Here is a 15999-nt window from a genome sequence, read left to right on the forward strand (position 1 = left end):
TGATGGGTGACAGTATTCTTTCTCAGGCAGAAATCGATGCTTTGCTCAATGGTGGCAATGACAGCAGCGATGAGCCAAAAAAAACCGGGTCAGAGGGTGATGTTCGCCCCTATGACCCCAATACACAGCGCAGGATGGTACGTGAACGTCTCCAGGCACTGGAGATAATCAACGAACGTTTTGCGCGCCAGTTCCGCATGGGGTTATTTAACCTGTTACGTCGTAGCCCGGATATTACAGTTGGTGCGATTCGTATTCAGCCCTATCTGGAATTTGCCCGTAACTTACCGGTTCCAACTAACCTCAACCTGATTCATTTAAAGCCGTTACGCGGCACCGGGCTGTTTGTTTTTTCGCCAAGCCTGGTGTTTATTGCGGTAGATAACCTGTTTGGTGGCGATGGCCGCTTTCCTACCAAAGTTGAAGGCCGTGAGTTTACCCATACCGAACAGCGGGTTATCAACCGTATGCTGAAACTGGCACTGGAAGCCTACAGTGACGCCTGGAAAGCGATTTATCCATTAGATATCGAGTATGTTCGTTCTGAAATGCAGGTGAAATTCACTAACATCACCACATCACCGAACGATATTGTGGTTAACACGCCCTTCCATGTGGAAATTGGTACGCTGACCGGGGAGTTCAATATTTGTCTGCCTTTCAGCATGATAGAGCCGTTACGTGAAACACTGGTTAACCCGCCACTGGAAAACTCCCGTCAGGAAGACCAGTCATGGCGAGAAACACTGGTTCGCCAGGTTCAGCATTCTGAGCTGGAACTGACAGCCAACTTCGCCGATGTTTCGCTACGCTTATCAGAAGTACTGAAATTAAAACCTGGCGATGTACTGCCAATTGAAAAACCGGATCGCATTATCGCCCATGTGGATGGTGTACCGGTACTGACCAGCCAGTACGGCACCCTCAATGGCCAGTACGCGCTGCGCGTTGAACATTTGATTAACCCGATTTTGAATTCGATGAATGAGGAACAGCCCAAATGAGTGATACCAACCAACCGTCCGATGGAAAAGAAGGCTCAGTGGACGATCTGTGGGCTGACGCGCTGAACGAACAAAAAAGTACAGAATCGGCCGATGACCCATGGGCGGAAGCACTGAACGAACAGAAAGAAGCGGAAAGCAAACCAGCCGCCAGCAGCGACGGTATTTTCCGCTCCCTTGAAGACAAAGACGTTACCGGCTCTTTACAGGATATCGATTTAATTATGGATATCCCGGTCAAACTGACCGTTGAACTGGGCCGTACCCGCATGACCATTAAAGAGCTGTTAAAACTGACACAAGGTTCTATTGTATCACTGGAAGGTCTGGCGGGTGAGCCGCTGGATATTCTGATAAACGGCTACTTGATTGCACAAGGGGAAGTCGTGGTTGTGGCAGATAAATACGGTGTACGTATTACTGATATTATCACGCCATCTGAACGTATGCGTCGCCTGAGCCGCTGATGGCAAACCAGACCAGCACGGTAGTCGCGCAGGATGTCAGCTCACCTGCCACATCTCTTATCCAGGTGAGCGCAGCGTTGTGCGTCATCATCATTCTGATTCTGGGCATTGCGTGGTTTGCCAAACGCTTTGGTTTCACCCCGAGGCATAGTAATGCCCGGGGGCTGAAAGTTACTGCCAGTGTTACCGTTGGGCAGCGTGAAAAAGTGGTTATCGTTGACGTAGAAAATGCCCGTCTGGTTTTAGGCGTAACCGCCACGCAAATAACCCATTTACACACCCTGCCTCCGGCCATACCGGATGAAGAAGAAACCCATGCGGATGGTTCACCAGCGCCACGCAAACCGCAGAGTTTTCAGGATGCACTAAAAACAATTCTTAAACGTCAGGGGAAGCAGTGATGCGTCGTTTACTGCCTTTCGCTTTAGCGGGTTTATGGTTTGTCATGCCCGCCGCTTTTGCTCAGTTACCTGGTATTATCAGCCAGCCACTGTCCGGTGGTGGGCAAAGCTGGTCTCTACCCATTCAAACGCTGGTTTTCATCACCTCACTGACCTTCCTGCCAGCGGTGCTGCTGATGATGACCAGTTTTACCCGTATCATTATCGTATTTGGTTTACTACGAAATGCACTGGGTACCGCCTCTTCGCCTCCAAACCAGGTGTTACTGGGTTTGGCGCTGTTTCTGACCTTTTTTATTATGGCACCCGTGTTCGATAAAATTTATACCGATGCCTATCAGCCTTTCAGCCAGAATCAGATTTCAATGGAGCAGGCAATTGAAAAAGGTGCGCAACCTTTACGGCAGTTTATGTTGCGCCAGACGCGTGAAGCAGATCTGGCGCTGTTTGCCCGGTTGTCCAAGTCTCCGCCTATCCAGGGGCCAGAAGACGTGCCGATGCGTATTCTGTTGCCTGCTTATGTCACCAGTGAGTTAAAGACAGCATTTCAAATTGGTTTTACCATTTTCATCCCGTTTCTCATCATTGACCTGGTGGTTGCCAGCGTATTGATGGCACTGGGGATGATGATGGTTCCACCTGCTACCATCTCACTGCCCTTTAAACTCATGCTATTTGTTCTGGTGGATGGCTGGCAATTGCTGGTCAGTTCACTGGCTCAAAGTTTTTACAGCTAACCAGGAGACCCTGCGATGACACCTGAATCGGTCATGATGATGGGTACGGAAGCAATGCGTATCGCCATTATGCTGGCAGCCCCGCTGCTGTTGGTGGCGCTGGTCAGCGGATTATTGATAAGCATGCTCCAGGCAGCAACTCAGATAAACGAAATGACGCTGGCCTTTATTCCTAAAATTCTGGCTGTGTTCCTGACGATTATTTTTGCCGGGCCGTGGATGCTGAACCTGCTGCTTGATTATATGCGCACGCTGTTCACCAATTTACCTTATATTATTGGTTAAGAATTATTTATGGTTGAGGTCACCAGTTTACAGTGGGCCGAGTGGCTGAACCTTTACTTCTGGCCATTGCTGCGCATTATGGCACTGGTTGCGACTGCCCCCGTTTTGAGCGAACGGGCGATTCCACGCCAGGTTAAACTGGGGCTGGGATTGATTATTACCGTGGTGGTCGCCCCGTTGTTACCTCCCTTCCCGATGATTCCCATTTTTTCTGCTGAAGGTATTTGGACAGCATTTCAGCAAACAATGATTGGTATTGCTATGGGCTTTACCATGCAAATTGCATTTGCCGCTATTCGTGCCGCCGGGGAAATTGTTGGTTTACAGATGGGTTTGTCGTTTGCAACGTTCCTTGACCCGTCCAGCAATATGAGCATGCCTGTGCTGGCACGGTTTATGGAGATACTGGCACTACTGCTATTCCTGACGTGGAATGGCCATCTATGGATGATTTCCCTGCTGGTTGATTCCTTCCACACACTGCCCATCGGCCCATCACTGATTGACGCCAATGTTTTTATGTCTCTGGCCCGTGCAGGAAGCCTTATCTTTATCAATGGCGTCATGCTCGCACTACCGCTGATTACGCTATTGCTCACGGTCAACCTCGCATTAGGCCTGCTGAACCGCATGACGCCGCAATTATCTGTTTTTGTGATTGGTTTCCCGATCACGCTTACCACAGGTATGATTATCATCGCTGTTTTGATGCCGCTTATCGCCCCCTTCGCCGAACGTCTGTTTGCAGATTTGTTTAATTTGCTTTCTGAAATCATTAGCAATCCTGGAGTACCAATGTCCTCCTGACGTATTCGGAACCTAAGGAAAATCTTAAAATAAAAATAACCAAACACCCTCAATCGTAAAGCGGGCCTGCTTTAAAAGGTTTTAGGCTCTTCACATAACAAAACATTCTCTTTACTTTGAGAAGATTCCTGGCAAATTATACAGAACTTTACGGGATAGTGACTTTACCTGAAATACAGAGATACTTCTGGTGAATGGCTTGTCTGCTGAATGTTTATTTGTGTTGCACAACACGCCCGTCAGGAAACAGATTTGAATGCACTGTATCCCAACTGCTATTCAGATGGTTGCAGTTCAGGAAAATAATGTCTGGAGATGTGGAGCATTTTCAGTGCTTATGTGTGCGCATGAGATAACCGTGCTAACAGGTATTTGTTTCAATCATAAAGAGCACAAGCAAACAGCCATTTTTGTCTTTCAGGCACGCTAATCCAGTATGGATTTTTGTTTAGCGTCACGACGCCAATGGTTAACATACGTTGTGCTTTAACGGATAACACGTTTAGTGAGGGTTTGCTATGTCGACAATTATCATGGACTTATGTAGCTATACCCGGCTAGGGCTCACTGGTTACCTCGCCAGTCGGGGGGTAAAGAAGCGACATATTTTGAATGTTGAAAATGTCGGTGAACTTGCCGTCTCTTGCCAGTCCGCCCAGCCTAATGTGGTATTTATAAATGAAGATTGTTTTATTCATGATGCAGAAAGTAGCCAACGGATAAAGCAGATCATCAATCAATATCCATCCACACTGTTTATTGTGTTCATGGCCATTGCCAATATTCATTTTGACGAATATTTGCGCGTTCGGAAAAACTTATTGATTAGTTCTAAATCAATTAAGCCTGAAGCACTGGACAGCATTATTGGTGATTATTTAGCAACCGAAAATCAGTGTATTACACAGATATCCGTTCCTACTTTATCGTTAAGCCGCACTGAATCCCATATGTTAAAAATGTGGATGTCCGGGCAGGATACCATTCAAATTTCTGATCAGATGAATATCAAGGCTAAGACAGTCTCATCCCACAAAGGGAATATTAAGAAGAAGATTAAAACACACAATAAGCAGGTGATTTATCATGTAGTACGTCTGGCTGATAACGTCACAAATGGCATTTTTGTTAATATGCGCTCGTAGTCATTACAACTCTTTACCCTACACGAAAATAATAGATAACCTGTACATCAACGGCATGTGTTTGACCCGTTAATCACATTGCCGTCGGCGGCACGAAAGTTACCGTAACAACCTGAATAACCATGAATAACAATCAGTTAAAACCCTTCTCCTAAAAATATCCCAAAAAACAACAGCCATTCAAAAACGGCAAAAAAAACCGGGCAGCATAATAGATAACCTGGTAGTGGTATCCCAAAGAGGATCAGGCGGTTTTCTCAACAAATATGCCATCCGGGTGGTCTTTTTCATTAAAGAACCAAATACCCAAGGGGTAATCTTCCAGTGAAACCAGATACATGGTGCCTTCACTGAATTGCTCCACTGCCAGCACAACCCCAGGGCGTCGCGGACCACCATCTGTTTTCACCGTCACATGATCGTTAATATTCATACCACCCTCCGAATCAATGTTGGGTTTAGTTTAGATGAATTTGCCAGACCAGGTAACCCCAAAAAATACAGCTATACTTTAACTGGCTAATTGGCGTTCAGAGGGGTAACAGAAATGACTTCCCGTAACACTGGCAGTAACGCTGTCGATGTGGATGCTTTACTGGCAGCCATCAATGAAATTAGCGAAAGTGAAGTGCGTCGGGCTGACAATGCGGAACACCCGCAGCGTGTGAGTGTTGACGGACGCAACTTTCACACCTGGCCTGAGCTTGCTGATGCATTCGAACTGGATATTCGTGATTTCAGCGTAGCCGAAATTAACCGTTAAAATAAAGCGCCCCGGCTATAGGTTTTATTCTATGGCCGGGGCGAACTCTTGCCTGCGCAAGCAGCATCATAAATTCGTTACACCAGAAAAACCGGTGCCGCAGGAAAACATAACTACAGATTCCCCTTAAAACAAGGATATATTCTATTGCTCCTGTCTTTACAAAGTGAAATACGCCGCAGGCTATGTATTGTTGCTGTTTTATCCATAAGAAAAACGACTGTCTGAACCGGCTGGAATCAGCGTATTCTTAGGAATAACCTGGCGACATACGCTGTCCCAATTCTGTAACCGTAATACAGCATGCTTTCTGTGTTGTAGTGGGCGATAAGGAAAGGAGGACAACATGCCGCATCTTCATCAGCCTTTGCTGATTTTTAGTGACCTCGATGGCACCCTCCTCGATCACCATACTTATGACTGGCAACCTGCTGCCAGTTGGCTGGCACGCCTGAAGCAACATGACGTGCCAGTGATATTGTGCAGCAGCAAAACTCCCGCCGAAATCACCCGGTGGCAAAAAATACTGGGTTTAACCGGCTACCCGTTTATCGCAGAAAATGGTGCGGCGATTCAGTACCCGGGCCCGGACAGTAAACCAGAACCACTGACCCACAATGGCATTACCCGGGCAAACATCGGCGAACAACTCCATTCACTGCGGCGGAATTTCCGGTTTACAGGGTTTCTCGATGTGGGTGTCGACCAGATTTGTAGCTGGACCGGATTAAGCCCTGAACAGGCCACTCTTGCCATGCAGCGCACCGCATCGGAACCCCTGATATGGGAGGATACGCCCGAACGCCTCGGCCAGTTCCGTGAAGCGTTACGCTGTGTTGGCCTTGGCCTGACTCAGGGCGGGCGTTTTTGGCATGTTGCTGATCTTGATGCAGGGAAAGGCCGGGGGGCGCAGGCCATCATTACTTTTTACCAGCAACATGATGGTATTCACCGCCTGACATTAGGGTTGGGTGACGCGCCAAATGACGTCAGCCTGCTTAATCAGATGGATTATGCCGTGATTATTAACAGTCACGGCGCGGGCACACTCTGCCCGGAACAAGAACAACGACAACCTGACCGTATTTTGCGTACCACGCACTACGGCCCTGAGGGCTGGCGAGAAGGCCTGGATCACTTTATTTCAGTTTCCGATTGAGGAGGAAATAATGACCGACTTTCACCAAAATGGTGTCATCACAAACTTTCATAACCTGGTTAAACGGCCAACGGAATCGCTGGAAACCGCTCTGCGCGGCTTCTCCCGTAAACATAAAATGGGTCTGATACTCCCCTCACTTTTTTCTGAGCTGGAAGGCCCCGCGTTAAAGAATATTATTACCCAACTGGCAAGCGTAGACTGGCTGGAGGAGGTAGTGATTGGTCTGGACAATGCCAGCAGGGAGCAGTTTCTCTACGCCCGCGAATTTTTCTCCCAACTACCTCAACATCACCGGATTTTGTGGAATGACGGGCCACGCCTGAAAGCGCTGGATGCCGAACTGGAAAAAGAGGGGCTCGCCCCCGGTGCTATGGGCAAAGGGCGCAATGTCTGGTTTTGCACCGGTTACACACTGGCTTCAGATAAAACCCAGTGTGTTGCCCTGCACGACTGCGACATTCTCACCTGGGATAAAGGCATGCTGGCACGGCTTTTTTACCCGGTTGCCAACCCGTCGTTTGACTATGTTTTCAGTAAAGGGTTTTATGCCCGGGTTGCCAATAACAAACTGAATGGCCGTGTGGGTCGTTTGCTGGTCGGCCCATTACTGCGTTCTTTACGTATGATTTATGGCAACAGTGACTACCTGGAATACCTGAGCAGTTTCCGTTACCCGTTGTCTGGTGAGTTCGCCATGCGCACGCAAGTTTTGAAAGGCATTAAAATCCCGGGAGACTGGGGGCTGGAAATTGGCGTGTTATCTGAAATCTACCGCAATTATGCAACCCGGCAAACCTGCCAGGTTGAAATTGCTGATAACTACGATCATAAGCACCAGAACCTGACGGGTGAAGACGGTAGTGGGGGTTTACGGCGTATGTGTAATGACATTGTCCAGTCATTACTGCGCAAACTGGCAACCCAGGGCGCACAGGTAACCGGGGATTCTTTTCGGGTACTTAAAGCGACCTATTACCGCAATGCGCTGGATGTCATTGAAATGTACCGCCATGATGCGGTGATGAATGGCCTGTCGTTTGACCTGCACAACGAAGAAGCCGCCGTTGAGATGTTTACGCAGGTGATTCTTGAAGCAGGCCAGGCCTTTGTAGAACGGCCTAATGACAAACCTTTCATTCCCAGTTGGAGCAGGGTTCAGTCCGCCTTTCCTGACCTGCTGCCACGGCTGTATGACGCAGTTGAACAGGACAATAAAGGCGAGGTTTAATGGCTAATTAATCTTCTGCGCAAACCCGATTCCGGCCGCCTTCTTTAGCGGCGTATAACCGCTTGTCTGCAACGGATTGCAGATGTTCAAAGTCATAATCGCCTTTTTCTGTTGAACTGCTGACACCAAACGATGCGCTGATGGCAATAAGCACTTCCGCACTGTACACCACAGGCTTACTGGCAAGCCTTTCACGAATACGTTCAGCTGCCTGTGTCGCATCAGCGATACTGGCTCCTGGCATCACAATACAAAATTCCTCGCCCCCTACCCGCCCGGCAATATCCTGTTTGCGCACCGTATTGCTGATAACTGCTGCGACATGTTTCAGCACTTTATCCCCGGCCTGATGCCCCCAGGTGTCATTGATGCTTTTGAAGTGATCAAGATCTAACTGGATCACCGAAAAAGGCTGTGTATTCGGGCGGCAACTGGCCGACAACTGCTGAGCCTGGTCTATAAACGCGCCACGGTTAAACAGACGCGTCATTGTGTCGTAGTTTGCACGCCATGAAAGGGTGTTTTGCATCACGGACATATTGATGACCAGACGGCGGATAAAATACCAGGTTCCTGTCAGCAATACGGTGAACATGACCCAGACGAAAAGCAGCAGCATAATGATATGCCCAAAATCGCCCTGAAACCCCTGGTAGAGATTATGCTCCCGAATCAGAACGCCATCGAAACTGTCCAGTTTCGCCCAGGTAATAAAACGGTTTTGCATCCGCAGAGCACCAACAGTATTGCTGCTCATATCCTGCGCCAGGCGTGCCTGATCAACAGGGCTCATCACCAGGTGCTCACCATGTCGCCCCATACTGGATGTCAGTGCAGTGAGTTTGCTGTCCAGCAGGTAAACCGCACCATCAGTAGTTGAATGTTGTTCAGCAATACCTTTAAGGTAGCCATGCAACACATCCAGCGTGAAATCCATGCCAATCACGCCATACCAGTGCCCTTCGTAATCCAGTGGGATACTGGCTGTTACCACCTGATACTCCGGATTTTCCTTATCCTGATAATAACTCCAGCACACTGCGCGACCTGGGTTATTCGCCAGGGATTGCCGGGCAAAAGATGGCCGGGACAACATGCGCTGGAAAGTGGTCTGTAATGACTTATCCAGCACATGCCCGTTACTGGAAACAAACATCCCGGCACGGGAAATATACCAGGTGTTGAACTGGAGCGTACTGGCATAACGCGATAGCGGCAGCAAGTAGCTCAGTTCCAGCGCGGCACTCAATTCTCTGTCGATGGTGTTGTTGTTACGCATTAAATCGCTGTGTTGCTCAACAAACGCTTCAGATACCCCAAACACAGGAATGGTACGCCGCTGGTCATAACTGACAGACCACCAGGGTTTATGGCGTTCGCGATTAAATGCTTTCATGCCTGGATGGGTGTTATTCGTAATAAAAGGCGTATCCAGTGAAAACTCCATTGCCTGCTGGTAAAAAAACAAAATATCAACACTGTGCTGCAGTTGCTTGTCCAGAGAAGAAGCTATGTTATCCAGGGTATTACGCTGGTCGCTGATATAGGCCTGCTCCAGCATCGCGCCTTCACGCCACATCAATAGCGACGCCCCAAAAAACACAAGGGTAAAACAGAGCGTAACAAGTTTTTGGGGGTTTTTGATGGTGGTTAACTTAGCGAACATGCGGCCTCACTGGCTCCATCCGCTCTGCGTACTGGCAAAAATACGGTGCAACTGCCGTACTCAGATGCTGCGGAATCCCTTCATACATCAAATTGCGGCAACAACGGCAACTACGCCGGCGGTATTGATTTCCGGCAGCATCCATTTTCCGCAAAAAAGCAAAGCGGACACTGCATCGCAGACAGACATGCATAACAATTGAAAATGTTGGGTATGGACAGAATCACCGGCGTTACCGCCCACAGAAATGGAAATGGCGTAAAACCGGAGAAGATTTGCGCGATATCATATAGTCCGTGCCATTATCGGTAAATACGATATAGACTAATCCTGGATAACCGGCAGCCCATACGGGACTGCCGGGTACTGTTTATTTCTTTGCACTGGATAACGCGGAATGACAGCTCGCTAATCCATTCCACCAGCAATTAATTCATCCTCATGGAAGGCTTCACGTTGTACGCAAAAACCATCGTACCAACGGCACTCCACCATGCCACTGGCATAACCCGTGACTATCATCCGGGGTCCGCCTGATTTACGCCGCACTTCATCACTGACGAAAAAGACCATCTTTGCCTCCATTATCAGGGTGAATACCAACAGATAATGTATAGCAAGAGTTCTGGCAGTTTGCGCACAAAAAATGCGCAATTATTCTCCGTTTATTTACCCGCTTTAATGCGGTTCACCAGAGCCACGGCCCCGACAACCAGAGTGCCAAGCAGCATTCCCACAACCAGCGTAGCTACCGGGGTGATTAACCAGCCCGGTAATTTTTCAGACAATGCTGAAAGCGCCTCAATGTGATGGTGTAGCCAGGGGACACCATGAACCAAAATACCGCCACCCACTAAAAACATGGCAAGAGTGCCCACCACGGACAACACTTTCATCAACCAGGGGGCGAGTATCAATAACCCTTTACCCAGAATTTGTGCCAACACTGAAGGGCGTTTTTCCAGCCACCAGCCCATATCGTCAAGCTTAACGATAACGCCCACTATGCCGTACACCCCAACAGTAACCAGCAGCGCAATCCCTGCCAGTATCACTATCTGGTTCACTAATGGCGCACTGGAGACAATCCCCAATGTCAGCGCGACAATTTCTGCCGAGAGGATAAAGTCAGTGCGTATGGCGCCTTTTACTTTCGCTCGTTCGTACTGCATTGGGTCCTGGTTCGCCAGTTGGCTGAGCCGCGCCTCGCGCTGTTCATCTGAGTTTTCATGGCGTGATGCCAGGCTGTGCAGCACTTTCTCCATGCCTTCGAAGCACAAAAACGCACCGCCCAGCATTAATAACGGTGTAATTGCCCAGGGAATGAATGCACTAATAAGTAAGGCAAGAGGTACCAAAATCACCTTGTTGACCAGCGACCCTTTTGCCACCTGCCACACCACGGGCAATTCCCGGTTGGCCCTCACGCCAGTGACTTGTTGCGCATTGAGCGATAAATCATCACCCAGCACACCTGCCGTTTTCTTCGCGGCAAGTTTCCCCATAACAGAAATGTCATCCAGTAATGTTGCAATATCATCCAGTAAGGTTAATAAACTACTTCCTGCCACAGGTATCAGTCCTCATCATTATTATGTCCGTACATCGCTTGACCGCCAGGTGAAAAGAAACGCCAGCGCTGGCGCAAACAGACGCATCGCCCCACTCGCAGCAGGATTACCCTGCTGAAACCGTGCATATGTCAACACAAAAATAACACCAATGACACAAGTAAATTACTCGCCAGTCAGATGCTTTTCCGGTTAACTATCAGGGTACTTATTATTAGTCGGATTTTGCGAGGGATTATGCGTATTGGCAATTTGTTGCCGTTAGTCGGCGCGTTGTTTGCGCTCTATATTATCTGGGGTTCAACCTACTTTGCTATTCGGATTGGCGTTGAAAGCTGGCCGCCACTGATGATGGCAGGAACGCGTTTTTTATGTGCGGGTATCTTGTTGTTAATTTTTTTATTGATTCGTGGGCATCGCCTGCCGCCTGTACGCCAGATTTTTAATGCGGTGCTGCTGGGTTTTCTGTTGTTAGCCGTAGGAAATGGCCTGGTTACGGTCGCAGAACACCAAAATGTCCCTTCCGGTATTGCCGCGGTAATGGTAGCTACGGTGCCGTTATTCACCCTGTGTTTTAGTCGGTTGTTCGGTATCAAAACACGGAAAATAGAATGGATGGGCATTGCCTTCGGTCTTGCAGGTATTGTGTTACTGAACAGTGGCGGCAACCTGAGTGGTAACCCCTGGGGCGCACTGATGATCCTGATTGGTTCATTAAGCTGGGCATTTGGCTCAGTATATGGTTCACGTATTACTCTGCCGCAAGGGATGATGGCCGGAGCCATTGAAATGCTGGCGGCGGGCGTTATTTTACTGTTTGCCTCGGCACTTTCAGGTGAACACCTCACCGCTCTGCCCTCAGCCTCCGGATTCTTTGCCATCGCCTACCTGACTTTATTTGGGTCGATTATTGCCATTAATGCTTATATGTACCTGATACGTAATGTCTCCCCGGCCATTGCGACCAGTTATGCTTATGTTAACCCGGTGGTGGCAGTCTTGCTCGGAACAGGATTTGCCGGTGAATCACTCTCAGGCAAAGAGTGGCTGGCGCTGGGGATTATTATTTTCGCCGTGGTGCTGGTGACACTTGGGAAGACGTTGTTTCCGGTAAAAGCCGCCGCAGAACCTTGCCCGGCTGAGAAGTAACGCCATCTGGTCAGGCGGATACACTGCCTGACCGGTCATGAATGCCCTGCGAGTCAATTTCCGCCAGGAGTCCGCCACCAAAAAGCCACTCCTCCAGCCGCGTGGAGAGTTGTTCGTCATTTAGTTTTTCTTTACCGCGTAACGCACACTCCCATACCCACAATACCCGCCAGCCACTGGCAATTAATTGTTGGCTGTCACGCGCATCCCGTTGCACATTTTTACCCAGTTTGTCGAGCCAGAATTCGGTACGCGTTGCCGGAACCTTAAACAAATGGCAATGATGACGATGCCAGAAACAACCATGGGTAAACACCACACACTGTTGCGCATCAACAACAAAATCGGGGCAGCCTGGCAATGTTTTATCCTGCACACGGTAATCGAAACCCAGGCTGTCAAGCAGCCCGGCCAGGCGCTGTTCTATTGCTGTATCCCGGGTGTGAATGGCCTGCATATTTTTGCGCCGTACCGCTTTGCTGTGAACATCTGCCATCGTTTTTCCCTGTAGGTAAAAATATGTGCAACATGCTGCCAATAGGCGAAGCGTGCCATGTGTGGTAATCTTCGCGCACTTTCTGCGGATAAGATTGCACCATGGACGCGACTGAATCACTGATTACGCCAACAGCATTTACTGGCACAGATGCAGACTGCCTGCAGCATGTGCTGGCTGTTTATGATACCAAAACCGTTCTTGCGGCGCTGAACGAAGTCAGCCCTGGCCGCTGGAACCGCCCCAAACTACAACAGGCTCGTCAGCACAACGGCCAGGCATTAACCGAGGCAGAAATAATCCGGTTAGCCGCCATGCTACCTTCCCCCCCGCCGACACCGAAAGACCGTTTTCGCTTTATTGACCTGTTTGCCGGTATTGGCGGCATTCGTAGTGGGTTTGAAGCAATTGGTGGCGAGTGTGTTTTTACCAGTGAATGGAATAAACATGCGGTAAAAACCTACAAAGCAAACTGGTACTGCAGCCCTGCGCACAAATTTAACCATGACATTCGCGATATCACCCTGAGCAACCAGCCGGAAATCAGCCAGCAGGCTGCCTGGCAGCATATCGACGATAATATTCCCGACCACCATGTATTGCTGGCCGGTTTTCCCTGCCAGCCATTCAGCCTGGCGGGGGTGAGTAAGAAGAATGCGCTCGGGCGTGCACACGGTTTTGAGTGTGAAACCCAGGGGACACTCTTTTTCGATGTTGCCCGCATTATTGCGGTTAAACGCCCGGCTATTTTTGTGCTGGAGAATGTTAAGAACCTGAAAAGCCATGATAAAGGCAATACATTTCGGGTTATCCAGAACACCCTTGATGAACTGGGTTACGATGTGGCAGACAACAGCGACAACAGTGCCTCAGACCCGAAAATTATCGACGGGAAGCATTTTCTGCCTCAGCACCGTGAGCGAATTGTTCTGGTCGGTTTTCGTCGCGATTTAGCCCTGGCAAATAACTTCACCCTGCGTGATATTGCACAGTTTTACCCGGAACAACGCCCAACATTCAGCAATCTGCTGGATGATGAGGTTAACCCGAAATACATCCTCAGCGAAATCCTGTGGAAGTACCTGTATAACTACGCACGCAAACACCGGGAAAAAGGGAATGGCTTTGGTTTTGGGCTGGTTGACCCGCACAACCCCCATGCTGTTGCGCGAACACTATCAGCACGTTACTACAAAGATGGCTCCGAGATTCTGGTAGACCGTGGCTGGAACAGTGCATTAGGTGAACAGGATTTCGGTGATAAAGGCAACCAGGCGAATCGCCCCCGTAAGCTGACACCCCGCGAATGTGCACGCCTGATGGGCTTTGAACAACCTGGTGAAGCCCGGTTCCGTATCCCGGTCTCAGATACCCAGGCCTGGCGCCAGTTTGGTAATTCAGTGGTGGTTCCGGTCTTTGCTGCAGTGGCAAAATTACTGGCATCGCGCATTGATAAAGCCGTTGAGCTGACACGCAAATCATAAAAAAACCCGGTTTAGCCGGGTTTTTTATTCATGTACAGGACTATCTTCACAGAATAAATAATCGCGTTATTCATTCTGCGAACGTTTCTGTTGCAACTCACGATACCAGCGCGGGTGGTGCTTTTTCGCCCAGGTACTGGTCACCCACCCTTCCACCATAGCCGTAATTGTGCCTTTCACCCACAGTGCTGCATAGATATGCACCATAATAACCACAATCAAAGCCACTGCGGCGAATGAGTGCACCAACAGCGCCAGGCGAATAACCGGGACAGGGAAATAGGGCGCAAACCACGGGCGCCAGATAACCACACCACTGACCAGCAACAAAAGCAGTAGTAAGATTGCGCCCCAAAAGACACATTTCTGCCCAAAGTTATACCGCCCGGTATCGCCCACCTCCTGGTTTTGAGCAATTTTATGGATATTTTTTGCCCATAAAATATCATCTCGAGTCACCAGATTATGGTGCCAGTAGCGGAAGAACATCAGGATAAACGAACAGAACATCAGCACCCCGGCAAAGGGGTGAAGAATGCGTGCCAGTTGTGGTGTGCCAAAAATATTCATCAGCCAGTTAAACGACGGGAAAAAGAACCCCAGGCCACTAATAGCGACAAACAAAAAGCAGAACGCAGTGACCCAGTGGTTAATACGTTCTGGTGCTGTGTAGCGAATAATCTTGTCTTCTTTCTTCATTATTCAGCCCCTTCCTTCTCTTTGTGTCCCTTGTGCTCTTTTCCCTTAGTTTCACCATCCTCTTCATCTTCCGGTTCTGCCCTGTTCGGCCCAACACCCACATAATGGAATATGCTGGCGGCGAAAGTGGCAGCAAAACCGATGGCTGCCAGCGGTTTCCAGATGCCTTTCCAGAATTTCACCGTCTCGCTGATAGCGGGGTTTTCTGGCAAGCCATGGTAGAGCCCCGGCCGGTCGGCATGATGCAGCACATACATAACATGCGTACCACCCACGCCCTGCGGGTCATACAACCCGGCATTTTTGAAACCACGCGTATTCAATTCTTCAACACGTTCCTGCGCCAGTACCTGCATCTCTTCTTTACTGCCAAAGTGAATAGCTCCGGTTGGGCAGGTTTTTACGCATGCCGGCTCCTGACCCACCGTGACGCGATCCACACAGAGTGTGCACTTATACGCACGGTTATCTTCTTTGTTAATACGCGGCACATTGAACGGGCAACCGGCAATACAGTAACCACAACCAATGCAATGTTCTGACTGAAAATCCACAATGCCATTAACATACTGAATAATGGCCCCTTCTGACGGGCAGGCTTTCAGGCAGCCCGGGTCACTACAGTGCATGCAACCATCTTTGCGAATCAGCCACTGCAGGCGGCCATCTTCCACCACTTCAGAAAAACGCATCACGGTCCATGATTTGGCACTGAGATCCATCGGGTTGTCGTACACCCCATGGTTGTGCCCCACTTCGTCGCGAATGTCGTTCCATTCCGAACACGCCACCTGACAGGCTTTGCAGCCAATACAACTGGTGACATCAATTAACTTCGCCACTTCCTGTTTGTGGTCACGGGCCTGTGGTGCGGGCGTCAAACCATTGGTTGCCGAGCGGCGTAAAATATCCTGAGATTGATATGACATTATTTA

Annotated in this window: 19 protein-coding genes; 12 read left to right on the top strand and 7 right to left on the bottom strand. The window is 49.2% G+C overall.

The window, feature by feature from the left end; all coding sequences use genetic code 11:
- The first annotated feature begins 2 nt into the window (after positions 1–2).
- The 7 genes from fliM to rcsA all read left to right on the top strand — a co-directional run bounded on the left by fliM (position 3) and on the right by rcsA (position 4846).
- Positions 3–1004, top strand: coding sequence for a flagellar motor switch protein FliM (gene fliM / locus A9B99_RS02675; protein ID WP_064594349.1), 1002 nt, complete (start codon positions 3–5; stop codon positions 1002–1004).
- Positions 1001–1471 carry a flagellar motor switch protein FliN gene (gene fliN, locus A9B99_RS02680; RefSeq protein WP_036102240.1) on the top strand — a complete coding sequence of 157 codons (471 nt, stop codon included), beginning with the start codon at positions 1001–1003 and terminating at the stop codon, positions 1469–1471. Before fliM ends, fliN begins: the two co-directional genes overlap by 4 nt.
- Entirely contained in the window at positions 1471–1872 is a 402-nt protein-coding gene (gene fliO, locus A9B99_RS02685; protein WP_064594354.1) for a flagellar biosynthetic protein FliO, read from the top strand. Before fliN ends, fliO begins: the two co-directional genes overlap by 1 nt.
- Positions 1872–2609: a flagellar type III secretion system pore protein FliP gene (fliP, locus tag A9B99_RS02690; RefSeq protein ID WP_064594356.1), complete on the top strand. Its 738-nt coding sequence runs from the start codon at positions 1872–1874 to the stop codon at positions 2607–2609. The genes fliO and fliP overlap by 1 nt, the downstream gene beginning before the upstream one ends.
- 15 nt (positions 2610–2624) lie before the next feature.
- Positions 2625–2894 carry a flagellar biosynthesis protein FliQ gene (gene fliQ / locus A9B99_RS02695; protein ID WP_064594359.1) on the top strand — a complete coding sequence of 90 codons (270 nt, stop codon included), beginning with the start codon at positions 2625–2627 and terminating at the stop codon, positions 2892–2894.
- A 9-nt stretch (positions 2895–2903) separates the two neighbouring features.
- Positions 2904–3701 carry a flagellar biosynthetic protein FliR gene (gene fliR / locus A9B99_RS02700; RefSeq protein ID WP_064594362.1) on the top strand — a complete coding sequence of 266 codons (798 nt, stop codon included), beginning with the start codon at positions 2904–2906 and terminating at the stop codon, positions 3699–3701.
- Positions 3702–4219: 518 nt separating this feature from the next.
- Complete coding sequence (gene rcsA / locus A9B99_RS02705) at positions 4220–4846, top strand: transcriptional regulator RcsA (protein WP_064594364.1); 627 nt, start codon at positions 4220–4222, stop codon at positions 4844–4846.
- Positions 4847–5090: 244 nt separating this feature from the next.
- Here rcsA and dsrB read toward each other — a convergent pair whose 3' ends face one another.
- On the bottom strand, positions 5091–5279 hold the full coding sequence (dsrB, locus tag A9B99_RS02710) for a protein DsrB (RefSeq protein ID WP_036102221.1): 189 nt from the start codon (positions 5277–5279) through the stop codon (positions 5091–5093).
- Positions 5280–5393: 114 nt separating this feature from the next.
- Between dsrB and A9B99_RS02715 the strand changes: the two genes are divergently transcribed.
- From A9B99_RS02715 to A9B99_RS02725, 3 genes are all read left to right on the top strand, one after another.
- On the top strand, positions 5394–5609 hold the full coding sequence (locus A9B99_RS02715; RefSeq protein ID WP_036102219.1) for a YodD family protein: 216 nt from the start codon (positions 5394–5396) through the stop codon (positions 5607–5609).
- A 346-nt stretch (positions 5610–5955) separates the two neighbouring features.
- The gene (locus A9B99_RS02720) at positions 5956–6768 is read left to right on the top strand and encodes a mannosyl-3-phosphoglycerate phosphatase-related protein (protein WP_064594368.1); all 813 of its coding nucleotides are present in this window, start codon (positions 5956–5958) and stop codon (positions 6766–6768) included.
- A 10-nt stretch (positions 6769–6778) separates the two neighbouring features.
- Complete coding sequence (locus A9B99_RS02725; protein WP_064594371.1) at positions 6779–7999, top strand: glycosyltransferase family protein; 1221 nt, start codon at positions 6779–6781, stop codon at positions 7997–7999.
- Between the two features lie 7 nt (positions 8000–8006).
- Here A9B99_RS02725 and dgcQ read toward each other — a convergent pair whose 3' ends face one another.
- From dgcQ to A9B99_RS02740, 3 genes are all read right to left on the bottom strand, one after another.
- The gene (gene dgcQ / locus A9B99_RS02730; protein ID WP_064594374.1) at positions 8007–9665 is read right to left on the bottom strand and encodes a cellulose biosynthesis regulator diguanylate cyclase DgcQ; all 1659 of its coding nucleotides are present in this window, start codon (positions 9663–9665) and stop codon (positions 8007–8009) included.
- Between the two features lie 408 nt (positions 9666–10073).
- A complete protein-coding gene (locus A9B99_RS02735) occupies positions 10074–10238 on the bottom strand; it encodes a YodC family protein (protein ID WP_064594376.1) in 165 nt (54 codons plus the stop codon).
- 92 nt (positions 10239–10330) lie between these two features.
- The gene (locus A9B99_RS02740; protein WP_064594381.1) at positions 10331–11236 is read right to left on the bottom strand and encodes a DUF808 family protein; all 906 of its coding nucleotides are present in this window, start codon (positions 11234–11236) and stop codon (positions 10331–10333) included.
- Between the two features lie 237 nt (positions 11237–11473).
- Between A9B99_RS02740 and yedA the strand changes: the two genes are divergently transcribed.
- Positions 11474–12385 (top strand): drug/metabolite exporter YedA, encoded by a 912-nt coding sequence (yedA, locus tag A9B99_RS02745; protein ID WP_064594383.1) that lies wholly within the window; start codon positions 11474–11476, stop codon positions 12383–12385.
- 10 nt (positions 12386–12395) lie between these two features.
- Here the strand turns inward: yedA and A9B99_RS02750 are convergent, their stop codons facing one another.
- Positions 12396–12881 carry a very short patch repair endonuclease gene (locus A9B99_RS02750; RefSeq protein ID WP_064594385.1) on the bottom strand — a complete coding sequence of 162 codons (486 nt, stop codon included), beginning with the start codon at positions 12879–12881 and terminating at the stop codon, positions 12396–12398.
- Positions 12882–12982: 101 nt separating this feature from the next.
- Here A9B99_RS02750 and dcm point away from each other — a divergent pair, with 101 nt between their 5' ends.
- Complete coding sequence (gene dcm / locus A9B99_RS02755) at positions 12983–14365, top strand: DNA (cytosine-5-)-methyltransferase (protein WP_064594387.1); 1383 nt, start codon at positions 12983–12985, stop codon at positions 14363–14365.
- Positions 14366–14431: 66 nt separating this feature from the next.
- Here the strand turns inward: dcm and fdoI are convergent, their stop codons facing one another.
- The gene (fdoI, locus tag A9B99_RS02760) at positions 14432–15064 is read right to left on the bottom strand and encodes a formate dehydrogenase cytochrome b556 subunit (protein WP_064594389.1); all 633 of its coding nucleotides are present in this window, start codon (positions 15062–15064) and stop codon (positions 14432–14434) included.
- The gene (fdxH, locus tag A9B99_RS02765; RefSeq protein WP_064594391.1) at positions 15064–15993 is read right to left on the bottom strand and encodes a formate dehydrogenase subunit beta; all 930 of its coding nucleotides are present in this window, start codon (positions 15991–15993) and stop codon (positions 15064–15066) included. The genes fdoI and fdxH overlap by 1 nt, the downstream gene beginning before the upstream one ends.
- Positions 15994–15999 lie beyond the last annotated feature (6 nt).

This window comes from Mangrovibacter phragmitis (genome assembly GCF_001655675.1).
Lineage (GTDB): Bacteria > Pseudomonadota > Gammaproteobacteria > Enterobacterales > Enterobacteriaceae > Mangrovibacter > Mangrovibacter phragmitis.

Bases quoted from the DNA above. Each gene is read 5' to 3' on its own strand.
- fliR (WP_064594362.1), top strand. From the start codon at position 2,904: ATGGTTGAGGTCACCAGTTTACAGTGGGCCGAGTGGCTGAACCTTTAC.
- A9B99_RS02725 (WP_064594371.1), top strand. From the start codon at position 6,779: ATGACCGACTTTCACCAAAATGGTGTCATCACAAACTTTCATAACCTG.
- dsrB (WP_036102221.1), bottom strand. From the start codon at position 5,279: ATGAATATTAACGATCATGTGACGGTGAAAACAGATGGTGGTCCGCGA.
- fliQ (WP_064594359.1), top strand. From the start codon at position 2,625: ATGACACCTGAATCGGTCATGATGATGGGTACGGAAGCAATGCGTATC.
- fdoI (WP_064594389.1), bottom strand. From the start codon at position 15,064: ATGAAGAAAGAAGACAAGATTATTCGCTACACAGCACCAGAACGTATT.
- fliP (WP_064594356.1), top strand. From the start codon at position 1,872: ATGCGTCGTTTACTGCCTTTCGCTTTAGCGGGTTTATGGTTTGTCATG.
- A9B99_RS02750 (WP_064594385.1), bottom strand. From the start codon at position 12,881: ATGGCAGATGTTCACAGCAAAGCGGTACGGCGCAAAAATATGCAGGCC.
- fliN (WP_036102240.1), top strand. From the start codon at position 1,001: ATGAGTGATACCAACCAACCGTCCGATGGAAAAGAAGGCTCAGTGGAC.
- fdxH (WP_064594391.1), bottom strand. From the start codon at position 15,993: ATGTCATATCAATCTCAGGATATTTTACGCCGCTCGGCAACCAATGGT.
- fliO (WP_064594354.1), top strand. From the start codon at position 1,471: ATGGCAAACCAGACCAGCACGGTAGTCGCGCAGGATGTCAGCTCACCT.
- A9B99_RS02720 (WP_064594368.1), top strand. From the start codon at position 5,956: ATGCCGCATCTTCATCAGCCTTTGCTGATTTTTAGTGACCTCGATGGC.
- rcsA (WP_064594364.1), top strand. From the start codon at position 4,220: ATGTCGACAATTATCATGGACTTATGTAGCTATACCCGGCTAGGGCTC.
- A9B99_RS02715 (WP_036102219.1), top strand. From the start codon at position 5,394: ATGACTTCCCGTAACACTGGCAGTAACGCTGTCGATGTGGATGCTTTA.
- yedA (WP_064594383.1), top strand. From the start codon at position 11,474: ATGCGTATTGGCAATTTGTTGCCGTTAGTCGGCGCGTTGTTTGCGCTC.
- A9B99_RS02735 (WP_064594376.1), bottom strand. From the start codon at position 10,238: ATGGTCTTTTTCGTCAGTGATGAAGTGCGGCGTAAATCAGGCGGACCC.
- dgcQ (WP_064594374.1), bottom strand. From the start codon at position 9,665: ATGTTCGCTAAGTTAACCACCATCAAAAACCCCCAAAAACTTGTTACG.
- dcm (WP_064594387.1), top strand. From the start codon at position 12,983: ATGGACGCGACTGAATCACTGATTACGCCAACAGCATTTACTGGCACA.
- fliM (WP_064594349.1), top strand. From the start codon at position 3: ATGGGTGACAGTATTCTTTCTCAGGCAGAAATCGATGCTTTGCTCAAT.